The organism is Lysinibacillus sp. AR18-8 (assembly GCF_001705465.1).
Classification (GTDB): domain Bacteria; phylum Bacillota; class Bacilli; order Bacillales_A; family Planococcaceae; genus Lysinibacillus; species Lysinibacillus capsici.
Genome location: NZ_MDGU01000010.1, coordinates 1 through 20,055 on the forward strand (window position 1 = coordinate 1; position 20,055 = coordinate 20,055).

The 20,055-nt window shown below is 36.8% G+C and carries 16 protein-coding genes; 7 read left to right on the forward strand and 9 right to left on the reverse strand.

Features of this window, described 5'->3' with window-relative positions:
* From BFM98_RS09050 to BFM98_RS09085, 7 genes are all read left to right on the forward strand, one after another.
* Positions 1-1,249, forward strand: a 1,249-nt coding sequence (locus BFM98_RS09050; RefSeq protein ID WP_066037179.1) for an IS1182-like element ISBsp5 family transposase, incomplete at its 5' end; no start/stop codon positions are given.
* 382 nt (positions 1,250-1,631) lie between these two features.
* On the forward strand, positions 1,632-3,317 hold the full coding sequence (locus tag BFM98_RS09055) for a methyl-accepting chemotaxis protein (protein ID WP_066037180.1): 1,686 nt from the start codon (positions 1,632-1,634) through the stop codon (positions 3,315-3,317).
* Positions 3,318-4,224: 907 nt separating this feature from the next.
* Positions 4,225-5,886 (forward strand): peptide ABC transporter substrate-binding protein, encoded by a 1,662-nt coding sequence (locus tag BFM98_RS09065; RefSeq protein ID WP_054549875.1) that lies wholly within the window; start codon positions 4,225-4,227, stop codon positions 5,884-5,886.
* Positions 5,887-6,019: 133 nt separating this feature from the next.
* Positions 6,020-6,949, forward strand: coding sequence for an ABC transporter permease (locus tag BFM98_RS09070; protein WP_004227372.1), 930 nt, complete (start codon positions 6,020-6,022; stop codon positions 6,947-6,949).
* On the forward strand, positions 6,949-7,869 hold the full coding sequence (locus BFM98_RS09075) for an ABC transporter permease (protein ID WP_066037181.1): 921 nt from the start codon (positions 6,949-6,951) through the stop codon (positions 7,867-7,869). The genes BFM98_RS09070 and BFM98_RS09075 overlap by 1 nt, the downstream gene beginning before the upstream one ends.
* Before the next feature lie 13 nt (positions 7,870-7,882).
* A complete protein-coding gene (locus BFM98_RS09080) occupies positions 7,883-8,938 on the forward strand; it encodes an ABC transporter ATP-binding protein (protein ID WP_048395385.1) in 1,056 nt (351 codons plus the stop codon).
* Positions 8,931-9,857: an ABC transporter ATP-binding protein gene (locus BFM98_RS09085; protein WP_054549873.1), complete on the forward strand. Its 927-nt coding sequence runs from the start codon at positions 8,931-8,933 to the stop codon at positions 9,855-9,857. Before BFM98_RS09080 ends, BFM98_RS09085 begins: the two co-directional genes overlap by 8 nt.
* A gap of 551 nt (positions 9,858-10,408) precedes the next feature.
* On the opposite strand, the gene opp4C is transcribed toward BFM98_RS09085, so the two are convergent.
* From opp4C to BFM98_RS09130, 9 genes are all read right to left on the reverse strand, one after another.
* The gene (gene opp4C / locus BFM98_RS09090) at positions 10,409-11,317 is read right to left on the reverse strand and encodes an oligopeptide ABC transporter permease (protein WP_048395389.1); all 909 of its coding nucleotides are present in this window, start codon (positions 11,315-11,317) and stop codon (positions 10,409-10,411) included.
* A 12-nt stretch (positions 11,318-11,329) separates the two neighbouring features.
* Positions 11,330-12,295, reverse strand: coding sequence for an oligopeptide ABC transporter permease (gene opp4B / locus BFM98_RS09095; RefSeq protein WP_016994271.1), 966 nt, complete (start codon positions 12,293-12,295; stop codon positions 11,330-11,332).
* An 82-nt stretch (positions 12,296-12,377) separates the two neighbouring features.
* Positions 12,378-14,111, reverse strand: coding sequence for an oligopeptide ABC transporter substrate-binding protein (opp4A, locus tag BFM98_RS09100; RefSeq protein WP_048395392.1), 1,734 nt, complete (start codon positions 14,109-14,111; stop codon positions 12,378-12,380).
* 54 nt (positions 14,112-14,165) lie between these two features.
* Positions 14,166-15,155, reverse strand: coding sequence for an ABC transporter ATP-binding protein (locus BFM98_RS09105; RefSeq protein WP_048395393.1), 990 nt, complete (start codon positions 15,153-15,155; stop codon positions 14,166-14,168).
* 4 nt (positions 15,156-15,159) lie between these two features.
* Positions 15,160-16,155, reverse strand: a complete 996-nt coding sequence (locus BFM98_RS09110; RefSeq protein WP_048395394.1) for an ABC transporter ATP-binding protein — start codon at positions 16,153-16,155, stop codon at positions 15,160-15,162.
* An 881-nt stretch (positions 16,156-17,036) separates the two neighbouring features.
* Positions 17,037-17,666, reverse strand: coding sequence for an orotate phosphoribosyltransferase (gene pyrE, locus BFM98_RS09115; RefSeq protein ID WP_048394623.1), 630 nt, complete (start codon positions 17,664-17,666; stop codon positions 17,037-17,039).
* Between the two features lie 3 nt (positions 17,667-17,669).
* Complete coding sequence (gene pyrF, locus BFM98_RS09120) at positions 17,670-18,374, reverse strand: orotidine-5'-phosphate decarboxylase (RefSeq protein ID WP_054549870.1); 705 nt, start codon at positions 18,372-18,374, stop codon at positions 17,670-17,672.
* Complete coding sequence (locus tag BFM98_RS09125) at positions 18,374-19,285, reverse strand: dihydroorotate dehydrogenase (RefSeq protein WP_048394627.1); 912 nt, start codon at positions 19,283-19,285, stop codon at positions 18,374-18,376. Before BFM98_RS09125 ends, pyrF begins: the two co-directional genes overlap by 1 nt.
* Positions 19,282-20,055, reverse strand: coding sequence for a dihydroorotate dehydrogenase electron transfer subunit (locus tag BFM98_RS09130; protein WP_004227355.1), 774 nt, complete (start codon positions 20,053-20,055; stop codon positions 19,282-19,284). The genes BFM98_RS09125 and BFM98_RS09130 overlap by 4 nt, the downstream gene beginning before the upstream one ends.

Genomic DNA, 20,055 nt, shown 5'->3' on the forward strand with positions numbered 1-20,055 from the left:
TATTGATTTTTCATTTATCTATCCTTTAGTAGAAAACCTCTACTCTGCCAAAGGACGCCCTAGTATTGATCCTGTTGTTCTCTTTAAAATGACGTTTATTCAGTACGTTTTTGGTATACGGTCCATGCGTCAAACCATCAAAGAAATTGAAACGAATATGGCGTATCGTTGGTTTTTAGGATTTGGCTTCCATACAGAAGTCCCGCATTTCTCTACCTTCGGTAAAAATTATGTCCGTCGCTTTCAAGACACTGATATATTTGAGCAGATATTCTATCGTATATTAAAAGAGATTATGCATCAAGGACTCCTCCATGCAGACCATTTATTTATCGATTCTACGCATGTGAAAGCGAGTGCGAATAAACGAAAGTATGATAAAAAAGTTGTGCGAAAAGAAACACGGGCTTATGAAGAGAAACTTCAATTAGAGTTAAATATTGATCGTGAGGAACACGGAAAAAAGCCCTTTTCCCCGGAGAAATTTGAAAAAGAAGAATGGAAAGAAATAAAGGAAAGCACGACAGATCCTGAAAGTGGGTATTACGTGAAGGATGAACGTACGAAACAGTTTGCGTATTCTTTTCATGCAGCGACAGATGAAAAGGGCTTTGTCTTAGGTGCCATTGTGACTCCGGGAAATGTGCACGATAGCCATGTATTGCAGCCACTTGTGGAAAGAGTCATTCAAAACGTTCAAAAACCAATCGCTGTTGCGGCAGATGCAGCCTATAAAACACCAGCGATTACGAACTTTTTATTAGAGAATCAAATGTTGCCTGTTCTTCCGTATACACGACCTAAAACGAAAGATGGATTCTTCCGAAAGCATGAGTATATATATGACGAGCATTATAATTGTTATCTTTGCCCACAAGGGCAGATATTGAAGTATGCAACAACGACGAAAGAAGGATATCGGCAATATAAATCGAATCCTTTGATTTGTGCGAAGTGTCCAAGCCTTTCCCAATGTACAGAAAGTAAGCATCATCAAAAACTCATTCAACGCCATATCTGGGAGTCGTATGTGGAGGAAGCTGAACATTTACGCCATTCCTATGACATCAAACAAATCTATGCAAAGCGCAAAGAAACGATTGAGCGTGTCTTTGCCGATGCAAAAGAAAAGCATGGTATGCGATGGACAACCTTAAGAGGTCTGAAAAAATTGTCCATGCAGGCGATGCTTACTTTTGCTGCCATGAATTTAAAGAAACTGGCTACTTGGACGTGGCAGGCAGCTTAAGAAGGTATCTATGCTCGAAGAGTATGCTAGATTTGGTTGTATATAACCAAATCTAAAAAAGAAATAGGAAGAAAAATGACAAAAGCCATCGAGAGTGAACCTCTCGATGGCTTTTGTCTACAGTCTGAAAGGAAGAAACCGATACAAATAGTATCGGTTTCTTCCTTTTTATAACGAGTACACGTAATCCGTACTATAAAACGATGAAAACAACCTTATCTTGATTGATTTTTACAGACAATCTTCCTTATTATAATAACAATATAAAAACACATGAATAATCTGCACTGTTTCCTTCAACGTATATTGACTTCTACTACTGAGAAACGCTAAATTAAAGTATAAAAATTTTTATAGAGCATTCAGGAAAGGGCGTATCTATATGTCTGTAGGTAAAAAATTAAGCTTTGGTTTCTTTGCAATTATTCTCACATTAATCATTTCTTTGTTCATTATGTTCCTGTTATTTTCAAACATTGAAAAAAAGATTGAAAATGCATTAGAAGGACATGTTGCCCTGGTAGAATTAGCAGATGATATTCAATACGAAATGGCTATGCAAGGTCTTTTCATTCGTGCCATCATCATCGAAGACAAACCTGCTAACAAAGAGAGTTTCTCAAAATATGCAAGTATGCTCGACACACATGTAGATGAAATCACTGAAAAATCGAATTCAGCTGAAATGGAAACATATGCACAGGAATTAAAAGTTCATAATGATTCTTTTAACAAGGCAGCAACTGAAGCAATAGCTTTATTTGAAGCTGGTAATCTAGAAGGTGCTTTGCAGAAGGTAAATGGTGAAGTCCAACAAGCTAATAAAGGTATACAAGATGTATCCGATCAAATTGGAAACTATCAAAAGCAACAACTAGATATTGTGACAAAAGAATCTAAACAGGCCGTGTTTAATTCACAAATTATTTCCATTATCGCAATCATTATTGGTATCGCTCTAGGTATTTTCCTTATTTTCTATATACAACGGACAATCTCACGCCCTTTAAAATCTGTCGTTCTGGCTGCAAACCATGTAGCTAATGGAGAATTAATTCATCCAGATATTACCCATCAATCAAAAGATGAAATTGGTCAACTTTCAGCAGCTTTTAATGCCATGAAGGGGAATCTGAAAAATTTATTAACGCATATACAGGACAATGCAGAGCATTTAACAGCTTCAGTAGAGGAACTTTCTGCCTCAACTGAAGAAATTACTGCCACTGCTGATGAAATTACAATACGGATTAACGAAACAGCTGAGGCTGCAGTGACAGCTACAGTTGCAGCTAACGAAAGCGCACACGCTATGGATGAAACGGCTGTAGGTGTTCAACGAATAGCTGAGGCAACTCAACAACTACATCAGAATGCTATAACAACTTCAGAATTAGCAACAAATGGAAATGAGACGGTAGAAGAAGCTCAGCAACAAATGAATGTCATCCATGAATCAACACAAACGATTAATAATCTTGTTCAAAAATTGAGTAAGCAATCAGATGAGATTAGTCAGATCACAGCTGTTATTACAGCTATTACAGATCAAACAAATTTATTGGCACTCAATGCAGCAATTGAAGCGGCTAGAGCTGGAGAGCATGGTAAAGGATTTGCGGTAGTAGCAGATGAGGTTCGTAAGTTAGCTGAGGAATCCAAACAATCAGCCAACCAAATCGTTGCCTTAACGCTAGATATTCAACAGGATACACATAATGTAGAAAAAGCAGTCTTTGATGGACTTCATTCTGTCACAGAGGGCGTTAAAATCATCGGACATGCAGGACAAGCCTTTGAAGGAATTGTGAAAGCAATTAATACGATGACAGATCAAATAGAAGATATATCAGCTACCTCTGAAGAAATTTCAGCTAGCGCTGAACAGGTTGCAGCGTCCGTTGCAGAAATCGCCCATGGTGCTTCAACGAGCGCGGATAATACAAAAATTGTAGCTTCAGCAACAAGAGAACAATCTATAACAGTACAACAAGTAAACCAAGTTGCCTCAGATCTAAGCGAAAAGTCCTTAGATTTACAGAATCAGATCAATCAATTTAAACTTTAAATAGAAAACAGTGCATTTTATAAATGGGATGCACTGTTTTTTATATTTTTTCATGGTATACCACTTAAAAAGTGGAAGAATATCCTTCTGAATAGCTATTGTTAACGTTTTCATTCGATGAATAAACAGATTTTTAGTAATTATTTGCATTATCAATCCTCTTCAGTAAGACAAATGACATCCTCAAAAAAACAATACGATTTAAACAGTTCTCTTTGGAAGAATACAAGGCGAAATGAAGCATTCCTTTTATTTTTTAACTGATGAATAAAACAGTAACCGACTGCATATATGCATGTATATACAACTAGCCCCAAAATTATTTCAAAAAAACTTAATCTCGTAAACTAGCTTGTCACTAAATCCAAATTTTTCTTAGTATGGGTACCTTTTTTCATACAAATGCTCATTTTTTTCTTTTTCTTCCCCACAAATGGATAATCCTAGAAAAATACAAAACAAGTTTCTTATATATCATTAATAGATAAAAATATTCATGTTTTGCGATAATAAATTACAAGAAATTACCTGTAAAAGAATCTAATTCACTGAGTTTTACATAGATTTTCTACAAATCTATACAAATTCCTCAAGGTATTACATCTATGACTTTTGATTCATTTTTCAAATATCGATAATATTATCAAAAAAATAGGAATTTTCCGTATAGTAAATCATTTTTTTATTTTTACTTTATTTTTGATATTCAGAATAAGTAAATATCAAATTTTTAATATATATACACTTCGCCTCTTTAGCGTGATAAATCGGAAAAATTTATTATTCTCCTAAATGTCAGATAATACTATATAAATTCGAATCTTTTTTATTTTGTACACAATGATTTTTTTGGTATATTAAATAGGAGCTTCACAAAAGGCTTAAAAATTGTATAAGGGGGATTCACATGAATAAAAACAAAAAGTTTTTATTACTAACAGTCCTTGCAGTATTTTCTTTAGTACTTGCTGCATGTGGCTTCGGTGGAGATTCGTCTGACAAATCTAAAGACGAAGGAAAAGATTCTGGTTCTTCAGAAACAACTTCATCAGGTGGCGAATTAAATGTAGTAGTAGCTTCTGAGCCGCCATCTCTTCATCCTGCATTAGCAACAGATACAACTTCTGGTGTTATTCTAACAAATACTTTTGAAGGATTAACAACACTTGATGCAGACGCTCGTCCAGTTGCAGCTGCTGCTGAAAGCTGGGAAGTTAGTGAAGATTTAAAAACATACACGTTCAAATTACGTGATGCTAAATGGTCAAACGGAGATCCAGTAGTAGCTGGTGACTTCGAATACGCTTGGAAATGGGCATTAAACCCAGACAATCTTTCTGAATATGCTTCAATCCTTTACCCAATTAAAGGTGCTGCAGCATACAACAATGGTGAAGGTTCTGCTGATGATGTAGGCGTTAAAGCACAAGACGAAAAAACATTAGTAGTAACTTTAGAAAACCCAACACCTTACTTCTTAGAATTAACAGCATTCAAAACATATGCACCATTAAACCAAAAAGTAGTTGAAGGTAATGATGAGTGGTATGCAGATGCTGGTGAAAACTATGTAACAAACGGTCCTTTCACATTAGCTGAATGGAGACACAATGATACAATCGTATTAAAGAAAAACCCAGAGTACTGGGATGCTGATAAAGTTTCTTTAGAAACTGTTAATATCGGTATGGTTGAGTCTGAAGCAACTGCAGCAACAAGCTTCAAAGCTGGAGAAATTGACTACTTAGGTGCACCATTCCAATCTGTGGCACTTGATTCAATCGACGCATTTAAAGCTGATGGTTCATTAAATATTAATGACCAAGCTTCTGTTTACTGGTACAAGCTAAATACAAAAGATAAAATCACTGGAAACGCTAACATCCGTAAAGCGTTAGCTTTAGCAGTTGATCGTCAAGGTTTAATTGACAACATTACTAAAGGTGAGCAAAAACCTGCATTAGGCATGGTTCCTATCGCAGTTCATGGCTTTGAAGAAGACCGTGGTTACTTCAAAGATAACGATATCGAAGGTGCTAAAGCAGCACTTGAAGCTGGTATGAAAGAACTTGGAATTACAAACCCAGCAGATATCAAAATTAACCTTTCTTACAACACAAGTGAAGCACACGCTGCTATCGCTCAATACGTTCAAGAGGGCTGGACTAAAAACCTAGGTATCACTGTAGGTCTAGATAACTCTGAATGGCAAGTATATTTAGAAAAACTTAACCAATTAGATTACCAAGTTGGCCGTATGGGCTGGGTTGGTGACTACAACGATGCTTATACATTCTTAGAAATGTATGACACTGCTGCAAACGGTAACAACGATACTGGTTGGGAAAGTGCAGAATACAAAAAATTATTAGATCAATCTAACGTTGAAGCAGATCCTGCTAAACGTCTTGAGCTTTTAAAACAAGCTGAAAAAGTTGCTGTAAATGATTTCCCAGTTATTCCAATCTACTACTACACGAACCTATCTGTAGTACAAGATTATGTGAAAAACATGAAGGCAGACATCCTTGGTAACATCTCTCTTAAAGAGGTTAAAGTAGAGAAATAATCAACAAATAATTCGCTTATTTAGCTCTACAGCGAAGAGCTGCCTCGTAGCCACTTCGGCGCGAGTCAGCTCTTTTTAAAATACGAAGGCATATATTTGTCTGAAAATTGACAAATAGAAGGAGGAGTTTTATGTGATTAAATATATTTTGAAAAGGCTGATGTATATACTTCTCGCGCTTTTCGTCATCGTAACGGTTACGTTTTTCTTAATGCGTCTCGCTCCTGGTAGTCCTTTCGCGAGTGAACGTAATTTCCCACCTCAAATTGAGGAGAAGTTAAACGAAACGTATGGATTAAATAACCCTTGGTATATTCAATATAAAGATTATTTAATCGATACGGCCACATTCAATTTCGGTGAGTCAATGAAATATAAAGCGCGTTCTACAAATGATATGATTTCTGAAAGTTTCCCTGTTTCATTAACATTAGGGATTGAAGCTATGCTATTAGCAGTTGGATTCGGTGTATTAATTGGCGTAGTTTCCGCGCTATATCATAATAGGTTCCCGGATTATTTGGCAACGTCCTTTGCGGTGCTCGGTATATCAGTACCTTCATTTATCTTAGCAGGTTTAATGCAGTATTTCTTAGCCTTTAAGCTAGGCTGGTTCCCTATTAGTGGGTGGAAGGGCTTTATTTATAGTATTTTACCAGCCCTTGCAATCGCTTTCTCTCACATGGGCTTTATCGCAAAATTAACACGTTCAAGTATGCTTGAACAAAACAATAGTGATTATGTAAAAATGGCTCGTGCAAAAGGTATTGGTAAATGGACAATCGTATTCCGTCATACATTACGAAATGCCCTTCTGCCAGTCGTAACATACCTTGGTCCATTAACAGCTGGTGTTGTAACAGGTAGTTTCATTGTTGAGCAAATTTTCGCTATTCCTGGACTTGGTAAGCACTTTGTTCAAAGTATTACAAACCGTGACTATACAGTAATTATGGGTACGACGGTGTTCTATTCCATCATCCTTTTATTTGCGGTATTAATCGTTGATATTCTATATAGTGTGATTGATCCGCGTATTAAACTGAAAGGAGCGAAAAAATAATGACACAGCAACAAATTGAAAAAGATAAGTTTAAAATTGTTGGTGGAAATCATGAAGCAACGGAAAAATTAGCTGATAAATCAGTCTCCTTTTGGAAAGAAGTATTTCTCCGTTTCTCTCATAACAAATTAGCCATCATTGGGATAATCATTTTAATCATTGTTATTTTAATGGCTACATTCGTACCAATGTTTTCTCAATATAAAGCAAGTGATCAGCTAGGTGTTTACAACGCACCACCATCTGCACAATTTTGGTTTGGAACGGATGACCTTGGTCGTGATATTTTCGTTCGTATTTGGGAAGGCGCTCGTATTTCCCTATTTATCGGTATTGCTGCAGCGATTATTGATTTAATTATCGGTGTTTTATGGGGAAGTATTTCAGGCTTAGCAGGCGGTCGTGTTGATAACATCATGATGCGTATTGCCGACGTTTTAACAGCTGTACCTTACCTTCTAGTAGTAATCGTACTTTTAGTTGTTATGCAACCTGGTTTATTCCCAATGATTATTGCCCTGTCCATCACTGGATGGATTAACATGGCTCGTATCGTTCGTGGTGAAGTATTATCTATTAAAAATCAAGAATATGTTCTTGCTGCTCGTACATTAGGTGCTAGTACAGGCCATTTAATTATTAAACACTTAGTTCCGAATGCTCTTGGTGCAATCTTAGTAACGATGACGTTAACAATTCCATCTGCTATTTTCACTGAATCATTCCTAAGCTACCTTGGTCTTGGGGTGCCTGCTCCAACTGCTTCTTGGGGTACAATGGCCTCTGATGGTAATAAAGCTATTGCCAATGCTCCATGGCGCTTGATTTTCCCAGCAGTATTTATCTCACTGACAATCTTTGCGTTTAACGCAGTTGGTGACGGCTTACGTGACGCTCTAGATCCAAAACTACGTAAATAAGGAGGTGGCCGAAATGAGTAAAACAATTCTAGAAGTAAAAGATTTAAGAATTAACTTTAAAACTTATGCAGGGCTTGTCCATGCTGTACGTGGTGTTAACTTTGATTTAAAGGAGGGTGAAACACTCGCTATAGTAGGTGAATCAGGCTCTGGTAAAAGTGTTACGAGTAATGCATTAATGAAACTAATTCCCCAGCCACCTGGTATTTATGAGTCAGGACAAATTTTATTTAATGGCCGTGATTTAGTTCCATTAACTGATAAAGAAATGTCTAAAGTACGCGGAAATGAAATTGCAATGATTTTCCAAGATCCTATGACAAGTTTGAACCCAACAATGAAGGTCGGACGTCAAATAACTGAAGTAATTTTGCAACACAAAAAAGTTTCTAAAGACGAAGCGAAAAAACGTGCAATTGAGCTTTTAACACAGGTAGGTATCCCCTTCCCTGAAAAACGCTATAACCAATACCCACATGAATTTTCAGGTGGTATGCGTCAACGTGTTGTTATTGCCATTGCCCTTGCAGCTGATCCAAAGCTATTAATTGCAGATGAGCCGACAACAGCTCTAGACGTAACAATTCAAGCGCAAATTTTAGAATTAATGAAAGAAATTCAGAAAAACTCGCAAACATCTATCATTTTCATTACACACGATTTAGGTGTAGTGGCGAATATCGCTGACCGTGTAGCAGTAATGTACGCTGGACAAATCGTTGAATATGGTACTGTAAATGATATTTTCTATAATCCAAAGCATCCTTACACATGGGGTCTACTTGGTTCAATGCCAGATTTAGATAATGATACTGATGAGCTATTACGTACGATTCCAGGCTCACCACCAGATCTGACGAATCCACCTAAGGGTGATGCATTTGCAGCTCGTAACGAGTATGCTATGGCGATTGATTATGAACAAGAGCCACCAATGTTCCAAGTAAGTGAAACACATTTTGCAAAGACTTGGTTGTTGCATCCTGATGCACCAAAGATTCCTCTTCCAGATGCGGTTGCTAAACGTATTGAAGGGTATTTAGCAAAGGAGGCACAAGAAAATGACTAAAACTGGTGCGAAAAAAATTCTTGAAATCAAAAATTTACAGCAGCATTTTGGTTCGCCAAGTAATCCTATCAAAGCTGTAGATGGTATCAGCTTCGATGTTTACGAAGGTGAAACACTTGGTCTTGTGGGTGAATCAGGTTGTGGTAAGTCAACAACTGGTCGTTCAATTATTCGTTTATACGATATTACAGGTGGCGAGATTGTTTTCGATGGTGAAAATGTCCATGGAAAAAAATCTAAAAATGAGTTAAAGAAATTTAACCGTCAAATGCAAATGATTTTCCAAGATCCTTATGCTTCTTTAAACCCTCGTATGACGGCTGGTGAGATCATTGGTGAAGCCTTTGATATTCATGGTCTTTACAAGGATAAAAAAGAACGTCGTGCAAAAATTCAAGAGTTACTTGAAGCTGTTGGTTTAAACAAAGAGCACGCGAATCGTTACGCCCACGAATTCTCTGGTGGTCAACGTCAACGTATTGGAATTGCCCGTGCACTAAGTTTAGATCCTAAGTTTATCATTGCAGATGAGCCAATCTCTGCGCTAGACGTATCTATCCAAGCGCAAGTTGTTAACTTACTAAAACAACTACAAAAAGAACGTGGCTTAACATATCTTTTCATTGCCCATGACTTATCTATGGTAAAATACATCAGTGACCGTATTGCTGTAATGTACCGTGGTAAAATCATGGAAATCGGTAAAGCAGATGATATCTACAATCACCCTGTTCATCCGTATACAAAATCTTTACTATCAGCTATCCCACTTCCTGATCCGATGTCAGAGAAGCGCCGTCAACGTATTCAGTACAAGCATACAGAGGTTGACGAAAGTGCAACCTACCATGAAGTAGGTGACCAGCATTATGTTTATGGTACTGCTGATCTAGTAAAAACTTGGGTTGCTAATCGCTAAAAGCTATAACTCCTATCGACAGTATAAAAACTGTGATGGGAGTTTTTTTAATTTACTTCTTTTATTACCCCATATCCCCATCAGACTAAACCTAAATAAACTTACTACCTTTTAGTAGACTATAATTCCCTTCATTCTTTTATTTTCCATAAAATAATTAGTAAATAAATACCATTTATGTAAAATTAGTTTAAATATTTTAAGGAATATATTATGATAGAGTTAACACGAATAAAGGGGTGTATTCAATGAAAAAAAGTATGAAACTTCTTCTTGCTACATGTTGTTTTACAATCGTATTAATTAGTGTTGGTTCTACCACAGCATCTGCCTACCCTGGTCCATGCCACAGTCCAAAGCCTTGTGTGATTAGACCATAATAGTTGCTCTCAAAACATTATTTCCAGGTCTCTATGGTCTCTGTAAGGACAATCAATATTACTGTGTATTAAACTATTATCCTTTATAAAATTCGGCACCTTTAAATGTGATTACTTTTACATTTAAAGGTGCCCTATTTTCTTGTCACTTATTTAATATCCATTTTTTGATTACCTTCTGGATTTTGGATTTAATGCATCCTTTAACCCTTCTCCGATAAAATTAATGGACAAAATTACTAGCGTAATAGCTGTTGCAGGAGGCACCCACATCCAAAGCTTCTCCTTTAATACCTCTGAGTTTCTAGCTTCGGACAGCATATTCCCCCAACTTGGTGTATCTGCTGGTACGCCTAACCCTAAAAAGCTTAAACCAGATTCAGCGACGATTGTTACAGCCATTAGCAATGTTGCTTGTACAATAATCGTCGAAGCAACATTAGGTAGTAAATGCTTCATAATAATCTTTGATGATTTACATCCTATTGATTGAGCTGCTAATATATACTCATTTTCCTTTTCAGCAAGCACCCTACTTCGTACAATCCTTGCAACTGATCCCCACATTAAAAGTGAGATAACAAAAATCAAAGTCCATAGACCAGATACTTTTCCAATTAGAATTTGATTTAAAACAATTACAAAAATCATAAATGGAAACATTAAGATAAAATCTGTAAATCTCATGAGTATTTGATCTATTTTTCCACCAAAGTACCCTGAAATGGCGCCGACAGTAGTTCCAATTAAAACAATAAAGAACATACAGCTTAATCCTACTGTTAAGGAGGATCTACCAGCATAGAGCATTCTTGTAAACACATCTCGTCCATTTGTATCTGTTCCTAACCAATTTTCACTAGAGGGTGGTTTACTTATTTGGGTAAAATCCACCCGGACAATATCTTTAGTTGTAATATATGGTGCTAGAAACGATAAGATAATAACGATCAGTAGAAATATAAGGCTAATCAAGGCTAGTTTATTTTTAAAGAACTTTCGTCTCGCAATTACCCATGGCGAGGGGCTTTTCTTTGGCGATTTTGGCGTTAAAACTTCTTGATCCGTTACCAATGTCATATTTCCCCCTCCTTAATCCAATCTAATACGTGGATCTACTACACCATATAATAAATCCGCTATTAAATTTCCAAAAAGTGTTAAAAACGAAAGTAACATTGTGATCGACATCATGACTGCATAATCCCTTCTTCCAACAGATTCAAGGAAGAGAGCACCTATTCCAGGATACGTAAAGATTGTTTCTGTTATTACTGCACCGCTAATTAATGTTGCGATATCAAACCCAAGGAACGTAATAAGAGGAATAATAGAATTTCGTAAAATATGTTTGTTATAAATTTTCGATTCTTTTGTTCCCTTTGCTCTCGCAGTTCTTACAAAATCTTTTCTACTATTTTCAATAATGTCATTCCGCAAAAATTGTGTATAGGATGCTGTTCCCATCAATCCTAATATAAGCGCAGGTAGTAAAACATGGTGGAATCTACTTATATAGTAGTCCAAATTTCCAGGCTCTAGCCCGACACCAACAGATCCGTTAAATGGGAACCAACCTAATTTGAACGAGAAAAAGTAAATGGCTACAATTCCCGCAACAAATGACGGAATGGCTAAAGCTAGATAATTATACGTTGCAATCAAATTATCCCCAAGTGTATAGGGTTTTCTACCAGCATACATGCCCATGATAAATGCAAATATGTAGGTAAAAATTAACGATGTTAGAGCTAAAAATATGGTATTAGGTATACGCTGCGCAATAATTTCTACTGCTGGTTTCTTATAAACAGTTGATTTACCAAAATCCCCTTGCATAAAATTAACAATCCATCTACCGTATTGCTGGATAATAGGATCGTTATAGCCTAATTTTTCTCTCATTTCTTCGATATATTGTGGATTCGTATTAGAAGGATCAATTTCACCAGCAAATGCATCTCCTGGCATCATTTTCGCTAAAAAGAATACCACCAACGAAATAAGGAGTAACAATGGGATCATGCCAAGTAGTCGTCGAAGTGTATATTGAAGCATGTAACGTCTCCTTATCTATAAATTTACTAACTAAGTCCTCTGTTCAAGGACTTAGTTAGCAAGAATTAAAGTACACAATAGCTTATTCTTTAATATGCCATTTATAAACATCCGTTTGGAAGCCAACAGCGTTGACATGGACACCTTGTAAACGGTTATTAATACCATATAAATCTAAGTTTTCCCATAAAGGAAGTGCAGGTAATTCTTCGTTGAAGTATTTTTGCCATTCAACATATGTTGCCATACGTTTTTCTTTGTCAAATGCTTCTTCACTTAAGCCTTTATCCAATAATTCTTGGTTTTTAGGATCTACCCAACGACCATAGTTCCACTCTGCGTCATTACCCCATAATCCTGATGGATCTGGATCAGCACCTGTACTCCACGCACCGAAGAATGCTTCTAATGCTGCATCATCATTATCTTTCATATCATTATATAAGTTAAACTCAATTAAACTACCTGTCGCTAATTCTGTTTTTACACCAATATCATTCCAAGATTGAACAATTGCTTGTGCACGTCCTTCAAATGCTGCTGAACCTGCATAGTGACCAAATGAAATTTTAAATGGTTGTCCCTTTGGATCTTCTACGAAACCATCACCATCTTTATCTACATAACCTGCAGATGCTAATAGCTCTTTAGCTTTTTCTGGGTTGAATTCATATTGGTTTAGTTCTGACTCTGGTGCAGCAGTCCAGAAAGTAGTTGGAATCACAGTGTTGGCAACTGTTGCTTTTCCTTCTAAGAAAGCATCGATCATTGCTGGACGGTTAATTGCATATAATAATGCTTGACGTAATTCTTTTGCATTAAATTTATCAAAATCTGCCACATTTTTTAATGTAGCTTTATCACGATGACCAAAACGAAGTCCGATATATGAATAGCCCACACCATTAGTTTCTTCAATACGTACATTGCCTAATGCTTCTAATTCTTTTACAGATTGTGGTCTAATATCCATAATGTCAATTTCTCCATTTTGGAATGCACCAGTTGCTAATGATGGGTCAATTACTTTTACAATAACACCATCAAGCTGTGGTTTGCCCTTCCAGTAATCATCAAAACGCTCTAATTCAGAATATTCTCCATCTACAACTTTTTTTACCTTAAATGGCCCTAAGCCAACAGGATTTTCACGAACTTGCTTTGACTCCTCTAAATCCTTAACAGCAATACCTTCATAATGTTTCTTCGGCATTGGATTTGACCATAGATTTTCTAAATTATTAATTTTCACTTGTTCAAAAGTGATTTTTACAGTGTATGGATCTACTACTTCAATACCTTCGATTTTGTCAGCCTTACCTTCTTTTTTAGCTTTGGCACCTTTAATTCCCTCAACATAATTGTAGCGAGGTCCAGCATAATCAGGATGCGCAAGAGTTTCTAAAGCAAAAACCCAGTCATCAGCTGTTAATTCCTCACCATTATGCCATTTTACACCCTTCTGGAATGTAAACGTATACGTTAATTTATCCTCACTAATTTCCCATGAAGCTAAGTTTGGAACATATTCTAAGTCATCATTTACATCATAAATACCTTCCATTGTGAAATTTTGAATATAGCTGTCTACAATACTACCTGAATAAGCAGGATCATATACGCCTTCAGGTGCAACATCTGTACCATATGTTACGATGCCACCCTCTGTAGAAGGTTCATCTGTTGTTGTCGTTGTATCCCCGCTTGTATCCTTTTCATTTTCCTTCTCTGTTTTTGATGAGTCATTATTACATGCAGCTAAAAATAATGCCATAACTAGCAATAGCATAAATGACCATAATGCTGATTTTTTCATTTTTTTCCCCCCGTAATTTTATTTTTGTCAATAACTATTTTCCGTTTTTAGTTTTTAATATAAATGACAAGCAACACTATGCCCCGACTTCACCTCCTTTAAAGCTGGCTTAGATAATGAACATTCTGCCATTGCCTTTGGACATCTTGGATGGAATGGACAGCCTGATGGTGGATTAGCAGGGCTCGGTATATCTCCCTCTAAAACAATACGACTATTTTTCTTTCTCGGATCTGGCACAGGTATTGCAGAGATCAATGCTTGTGTATAAGGATGTAATGGCTCATCGTAAATATGTTCCTTATCAGCTATTTCTACAATATTTCCTAGATACATCACGCCAATTCGATCGCTCATATGCTTGACCACACTTAAATCATGTGCGATAAACAGGAATGTTAAATCAAACTCATCCTGAAGTTCTTTTAATAGATTAAGAACTTGTGATTGTACTGATACATCTAAGGCTGAAACAGGCTCGTCTGCAATAATAAGCTTTGGTCTAAGTGCAAGTGCCCGAGCAATACCAATACGCTGGCGCTGGCCACCTGAGAACTCATGAGCATATTTATAATAGGCATCTTCAGGTAAGCCGACTTTTCTTAATAGCTCCATTACCTCGCCTTTTAATGATTTCAATGATTTGTTACTGAAATTCATAATCGGCTCTGCAACAATGCTTCCTACCATTTGCATAGGATTTAAAGATGCGTATGGATCCTGAAATACCATTTGAATATCTTTTCGTATATCTCTTAAAGATTTCCCTCTCAAGTTTGTAATATCTTTACCGTCAAAGATAATTTTTCCATCCGTCGAGTCTAATAATCTTAAAATTGTCCGTCCAGTTGTCGATTTGCCGCAACCCGATTCTCCAACTAACCCTAATGTCTCGCCATTTTTAATAGAAAAAGAAATGTTATCCACTGCTTTTACATGACCGACAGTATGCCTTAAGAAGCCACCTTTGATTGGGTAATATGTTTTCAAATCAATTATTTCTAGTAAGTTATCCTTTTTTTGTTTTACGATTGTTTCATTCATGTTGTCAGCTCACACCCTTTCTAGTATCGCAACTTTCATAAAGTAAACAAGATACCTCATGTCCATCATCTATAAAGGAAAGTTGCGGCGTAACCTTGCTACAATCAGGCATAGCTGAAGGACATCTATCCACAAAACGGCAACCTATTTGGGGCATATTTTTCAACGAAGGTACAATCCCTTGAATGGTCGTTAACTTTTCAACTTCCTCATCGATTCTTGGTATAGAAGCCATTAATAGCTTTGTATAAGGATGCTGCGGATTGTGGAACAAATTATCTACATTTGTTTTTTCTACAATTTTCCCAGCGTACATGATAATTACTTCATCACACATTTCGGCTACGACGCCTAAATCATGTGTAATAAGTACGATGGACATATCATTTTTTGCTTGAATTGTCTTTAATAGCTCTAAGATTTGAGCTTGCACAGTCACATCAAGTGCCGTAGTAGGCTCATCTGCAATTAATAGTTTAGGTTGACATGCAATGGCAATGGCAATCATAACCCTTTGTCTCATACCACCAGATAATTGGTGAGGATACTCATCTACAATTTGATCCGCTCTGGGTATGCCGACTTGCTTTAATAAGTCTATTGCTTTACTTTTAGCCTCAGCCTTTGAGATTTTAGAGTGATTTAAGATAATCTCTTGTATTTGTGAACCAATTGTAAAAACGGGATTTAATGATGTCATGGGTTCTTGGAAAATCATACTGATATCTTTTCCTCTAATCTTATTCATGTCATCGCTAGAATAATTTTCGATGTTTTTTCCTTCAAACTTAATTTCTCCGCCTGTAATTTTGCCTATCCCTTTTGGAAGAAGCTGCATAACTGAAAGTGACATGACACTTTTTCCACATCCAGATTCTCCAACTACCCCAATAATTTGACCTGATTTGACTGAAAAAGAAACATCATCAACAGCATGATAGATATCCCCATCTATATCAAAACCAGTTTTAAGGTTTTTCACTTCTAACATTAAGCTCATTTAATATCACACCTTTAATTTTTTTACTAAAAATCACTACATCCTTTATGTAAGCAACAGAAACATATGTCTAAAATGTATTCTTTAAGTAAAAGATGTAAAAAGAAATTAGCTTTTGACTTCCTACATAAGATTCAATATTCCGAAAAATTAGATCATAAGATGTTAAACCTATTTCAAAATTATATTAGCTAAAAAAAACATCAAATTTTAAAGAGAACATCTTCCTTACATAAAATTGATCCTATTTTCCAAATGTAATAGTAACTGGATCAGTATATAATATTCTGACAATTAGGCGTAATGCTATTTTATCTGGAAATAATACATTTAATCAAGTGAATTTTTACAATTCTCATAATATTACATACAAAATAATCCATACAACTATACCATTTCAATTTGGACACTTTAGGTTTAAGCATACTGAATATTAGTTCATTTTCAACTTTATTTGCCTAAAGTATCATTTTTTTATTTTATTGAAATAATAATAACCTACTCAATTGATCCACACATACTACGTCAAAATTTACTTTTATTTGGAAAACATGATTATAAAAGGATTTTTATTGTTTATTTAATTCAGAGAATGATACTAAATTTTCCTAATTATTATTAACGAATAATTTTATTTACTAAAGCACTAAACAAATGAAGTGTTTTATATTACATTAAAAAAATAAATTATTTTTATAATTTCTTTAATCTATAGGCCATACTTCTCTTAAAAGTTAATAAAGTTTATTTTCCTTTGACTACATCGAAAAAACACAAAAAAACAACTATCAACAAAAGTATCGATAGTTGTTTCTATGCATTTGCTCTCTTTTATATTCCAGTAACTCTATGTTTTACTACTACTTTTACAAGATTTCTAATTATAGCTCTCCAGCTTTTAATTTTCCATGCCACTCTTTTAAGAATGGAATATCTTCTTCTTTAATAGCGCCGGATTCATTTGCTGCTTCAATCAGATAATCAAAATTTGTTAATGATACGTATTGGATGCCAGCCTCATCAAATGCTTGTTCAGCGCGTGGAAGATTATATGTGTAAACACAAACAACTCCAAGCACCTCACAGCCTGCTGCACGCAATGCTTCTACTGCTGTAATGGAAGAACCACCTGTAGAAACGATATCCTCCACAACCACTACTTTTTGTCCTGCTACGTATTTTCCTTCAATTTGATTACCACGGCCATGCTCCTTCGCTTTAGAGCGTACATAAACCATTGGTAATTCTAAAATATCACTTACCCATGCCGCATGTGGGATACCTGCTGTAGCTGTTCCTGCTACAATTTCTGTCGCTCCGAAATTTTCTTTGATGACAGAGGCTAAACCATTTGCTAATTGTTTACGAATAACTGGATCGGAAATTGTTAAACGTGTATCACAGTAAATAGGTGATTTAATACCAGATGCCCATGTAAATAGCTCTGTAGGATTTAATTCTACTGCTCCAACTTTTAACATAGCGTGTGCAATTTCATTTTGTAATGTCATAATTTATGCCTCCCATAATTCACTTACGATTTTATATGCTGCTACTGGATCCTGTGCACCTGTTACAGCACGGCCAACAACGATGAGTGATGAACCATCACGCTTTGCCCCATCAGGTGTTGCTATACGTTTTTGATCGTGTGCAGCACCTCCAGCTAAACGAATCCCTGGTGTGACACGTAGAAATTCATCTCCACACACCTCAGCAATCGCCTTAGCCTCATGGACAGAGCAAACAACACCTTGTAAGCCTGCTTCCTTTGTCAGCCCTGCGTAGTGTAGGACAGACTCTTGCAATGAAAGAGCAATCTTTTGTTCTGCTTGCATTTGTTCTTCTGTTGTGGATGTTAATTGAGTAACAGCTATTAGTGCTGGACGTTCTTTGCCTGTTGGTGTTCCTGCTTCAAGTCCTTCTAGAGCTGCTTCCATCATAGCACGTCCGCCTGCAGCATGGACATTGACTAAATCTACCCCTAATTTTGCTAGCCCCTTCATCGCAGAGCCTACTGTATTTGGGATATCATGTAATTTTAAATCAAGGAAAATATCATGACCTAAATCCTTTACTTTGCGTACGATATCAGGTCCCTCTTGCATATATAATTCCATTCCAATTTTCACGAAAAGAGGCTCATCGAATTTTTTAAGAAAATCGAATACTTCTTTTTCTCCTGGAAAATCTAGAGCTAGTATAGGTTTCGTATTCATCAACGATGGCTCCTTCCAATAATCTCTGTTATATGTTCTACACCTAATGCATCCAGCTTTGCTGGTAATTCTTCAATAATGTTCGGGCAAACGAAATGGTCAACAAAGTTAGCTGTTCCTACTGCTACAGCTGAAGCACCTGCGGACATAAAATCAATGACATCCTGTGCTTCCGTTACACCGCCCATACCAATTATCGGAATATTGACAGCCTTGTACACCTCATAAACCATTCGTATTGCTACAGGTTTTACAGCAGGACCAGATAGTCCACCTGTGCCATTAGCTATGACTGGCTTACCTGTACGCTCATCTAAACGCATACCAACCAATGTATTAATCATGGTAATACCATCTGCTCCACCTGCTTCAACAGCTAGGGCAATATCAACGATGTTCGTCACGTTTGGTGATAACTTCACATAGACTGGCACTTCTGACACAGCCTTGACAGCCTTGACCAGCTCACGTGCAGTAGCAGGATCTGTTCCAAATTGAATACCACCACATTTCACATTAGGGCACGAAATATTCAGCTCCAACGCTTTAACATTTGAGGCTGTTGAAATACGGCGTGCTACTTCTACATAGTCTGATGTCTCTGTTCCAGCAACATTGGCGATGATGGGCACATTATAATCCTCTAAAAATTTTAATTCCTCATTCATCACTTTTTCAATGCCTGGATTTTGTAGACCAATGGCATTTAACATCCCCGCTGCTGTTTCGGCAACACGTGGCGTAGGGTTACCTGCACGCGTTTCGACCGTTGTTGCCTTAATCATGATAGCCCCCAGTTTAGATAAATCATAAAGCTGTGCATATTCACGACCAAAACCAAAGCAACCTGAGGCTGGCATAATAGGGTTTTTTAAATCTAAGCCTGGTATTTGAATTGTTAAACGACTCATAGTGCCACCGTTCCTTTCGGGAAAACTGGACCATCAGAGCAAACTTTAACATAGTCTTTTTCAACCTGATCAGTTGTTTTGCATACACATGCAAAGCAAGCTCCAATACCACAGCCCATACGTTCTTCAAATGATAAATAGCCTTCTTTTTCAGGATAAAAGCCTTCTAATGCCCTTAACATTGGTAAGGGTCCACAGGAATAAAAAACATCAAATTCAGGAGCATGCGACTCTAAAACCGTTGTTACAAAGCCTTTTGTACCTTTCGAGCCATCCACCGTAACATAATGCGTTTCACCAAGTGCACTAAATTCATCCTCATAAAAGCAGACATCTTTTGTTTGGAAGCCTAAGACGTGGATTGTTTTCACACCACGAGCATTCAATTGCTTGGCTAGCTCATGTAATGGAGGGACACCAATGCCACCACCAACTAGTAGTGCAGTACCTCCCTCTTGCACCGCTTCTACTGGGAAACCATTCCCAATTGGTCCAAGTACGTTGACCAGCTGACCTTCTCGATTTGTTGCCAGAACTTTCGTACCACGCCCCTCAGCACGATAGATCATTGTAAACTCATTGTTGTCTTTATCAATATTTGCAATACTAATTGGTCGACGTAAAAGCGGCTCCAGTGAATCCGACACCTTTACATGGACAAACTGGCCAGGAGTCATCTCCTGAACCAGTTCACCATGAAGTGTCAGTTCGAAAATGTTTGTCGCAATTTGCTTTTGAGAGACGACCGTCATTTTCTCTTGACGTATCAT

What these genes read in the sequence shown, in the direction of transcription:
- pyrE (WP_048394623.1), bottom strand. Translation starts at nt 17,666, where the DNA reads ATGACATTACAAAATGAAATTGCACACGCTATGTTAAAAGTTGGAGCA.
- BFM98_RS09130 (WP_004227355.1), bottom strand. Translation starts at nt 20,055, where the DNA reads ATGATACGTCAAGAGAAAATGACGGTCGTCTCTCAAAAGCAAATTGCG.
- BFM98_RS09075 (WP_066037181.1), top strand. Translation starts at nt 6,949, where the DNA reads ATGACACAGCAACAAATTGAAAAAGATAAGTTTAAAATTGTTGGTGGA.
- pyrF (WP_054549870.1), bottom strand. Translation starts at nt 18,374, where the DNA reads ATGAATACGAAACCTATACTAGCTCTAGATTTTCCAGGAGAAAAAGAA.
- opp4A (WP_048395392.1), bottom strand. Translation starts at nt 14,111, where the DNA reads ATGAAAAAATCAGCATTATGGTCATTTATGCTATTGCTAGTTATGGCA.
- BFM98_RS09110 (WP_048395394.1), bottom strand. Translation starts at nt 16,155, where the DNA reads ATGAGCTTAATGTTAGAAGTGAAAAACCTTAAAACTGGTTTTGATATA.
- BFM98_RS09055 (WP_066037180.1), top strand. Translation starts at nt 1,632, where the DNA reads ATGTCTGTAGGTAAAAAATTAAGCTTTGGTTTCTTTGCAATTATTCTC.
- BFM98_RS09105 (WP_048395393.1), bottom strand. Translation starts at nt 15,155, where the DNA reads ATGAATGAAACAATCGTAAAACAAAAAAAGGATAACTTACTAGAAATA.
- BFM98_RS09085 (WP_054549873.1), top strand. Translation starts at nt 8,931, where the DNA reads ATGACTAAAACTGGTGCGAAAAAAATTCTTGAAATCAAAAATTTACAG.
- opp4C (WP_048395389.1), bottom strand. Translation starts at nt 11,317, where the DNA reads ATGACATTGGTAACGGATCAAGAAGTTTTAACGCCAAAATCGCCAAAG.
- BFM98_RS09080 (WP_048395385.1), top strand. Translation starts at nt 7,883, where the DNA reads ATGAGTAAAACAATTCTAGAAGTAAAAGATTTAAGAATTAACTTTAAA.
- opp4B (WP_016994271.1), bottom strand. Translation starts at nt 12,295, where the DNA reads ATGCTTCAATATACACTTCGACGACTACTTGGCATGATCCCATTGTTA.
- BFM98_RS09065 (WP_054549875.1), top strand. Translation starts at nt 4,225, where the DNA reads ATGAATAAAAACAAAAAGTTTTTATTACTAACAGTCCTTGCAGTATTT.
- BFM98_RS09125 (WP_048394627.1), bottom strand. Translation starts at nt 19,285, where the DNA reads ATGAGTCGTTTAACAATTCAAATACCAGGCTTAGATTTAAAAAACCCT.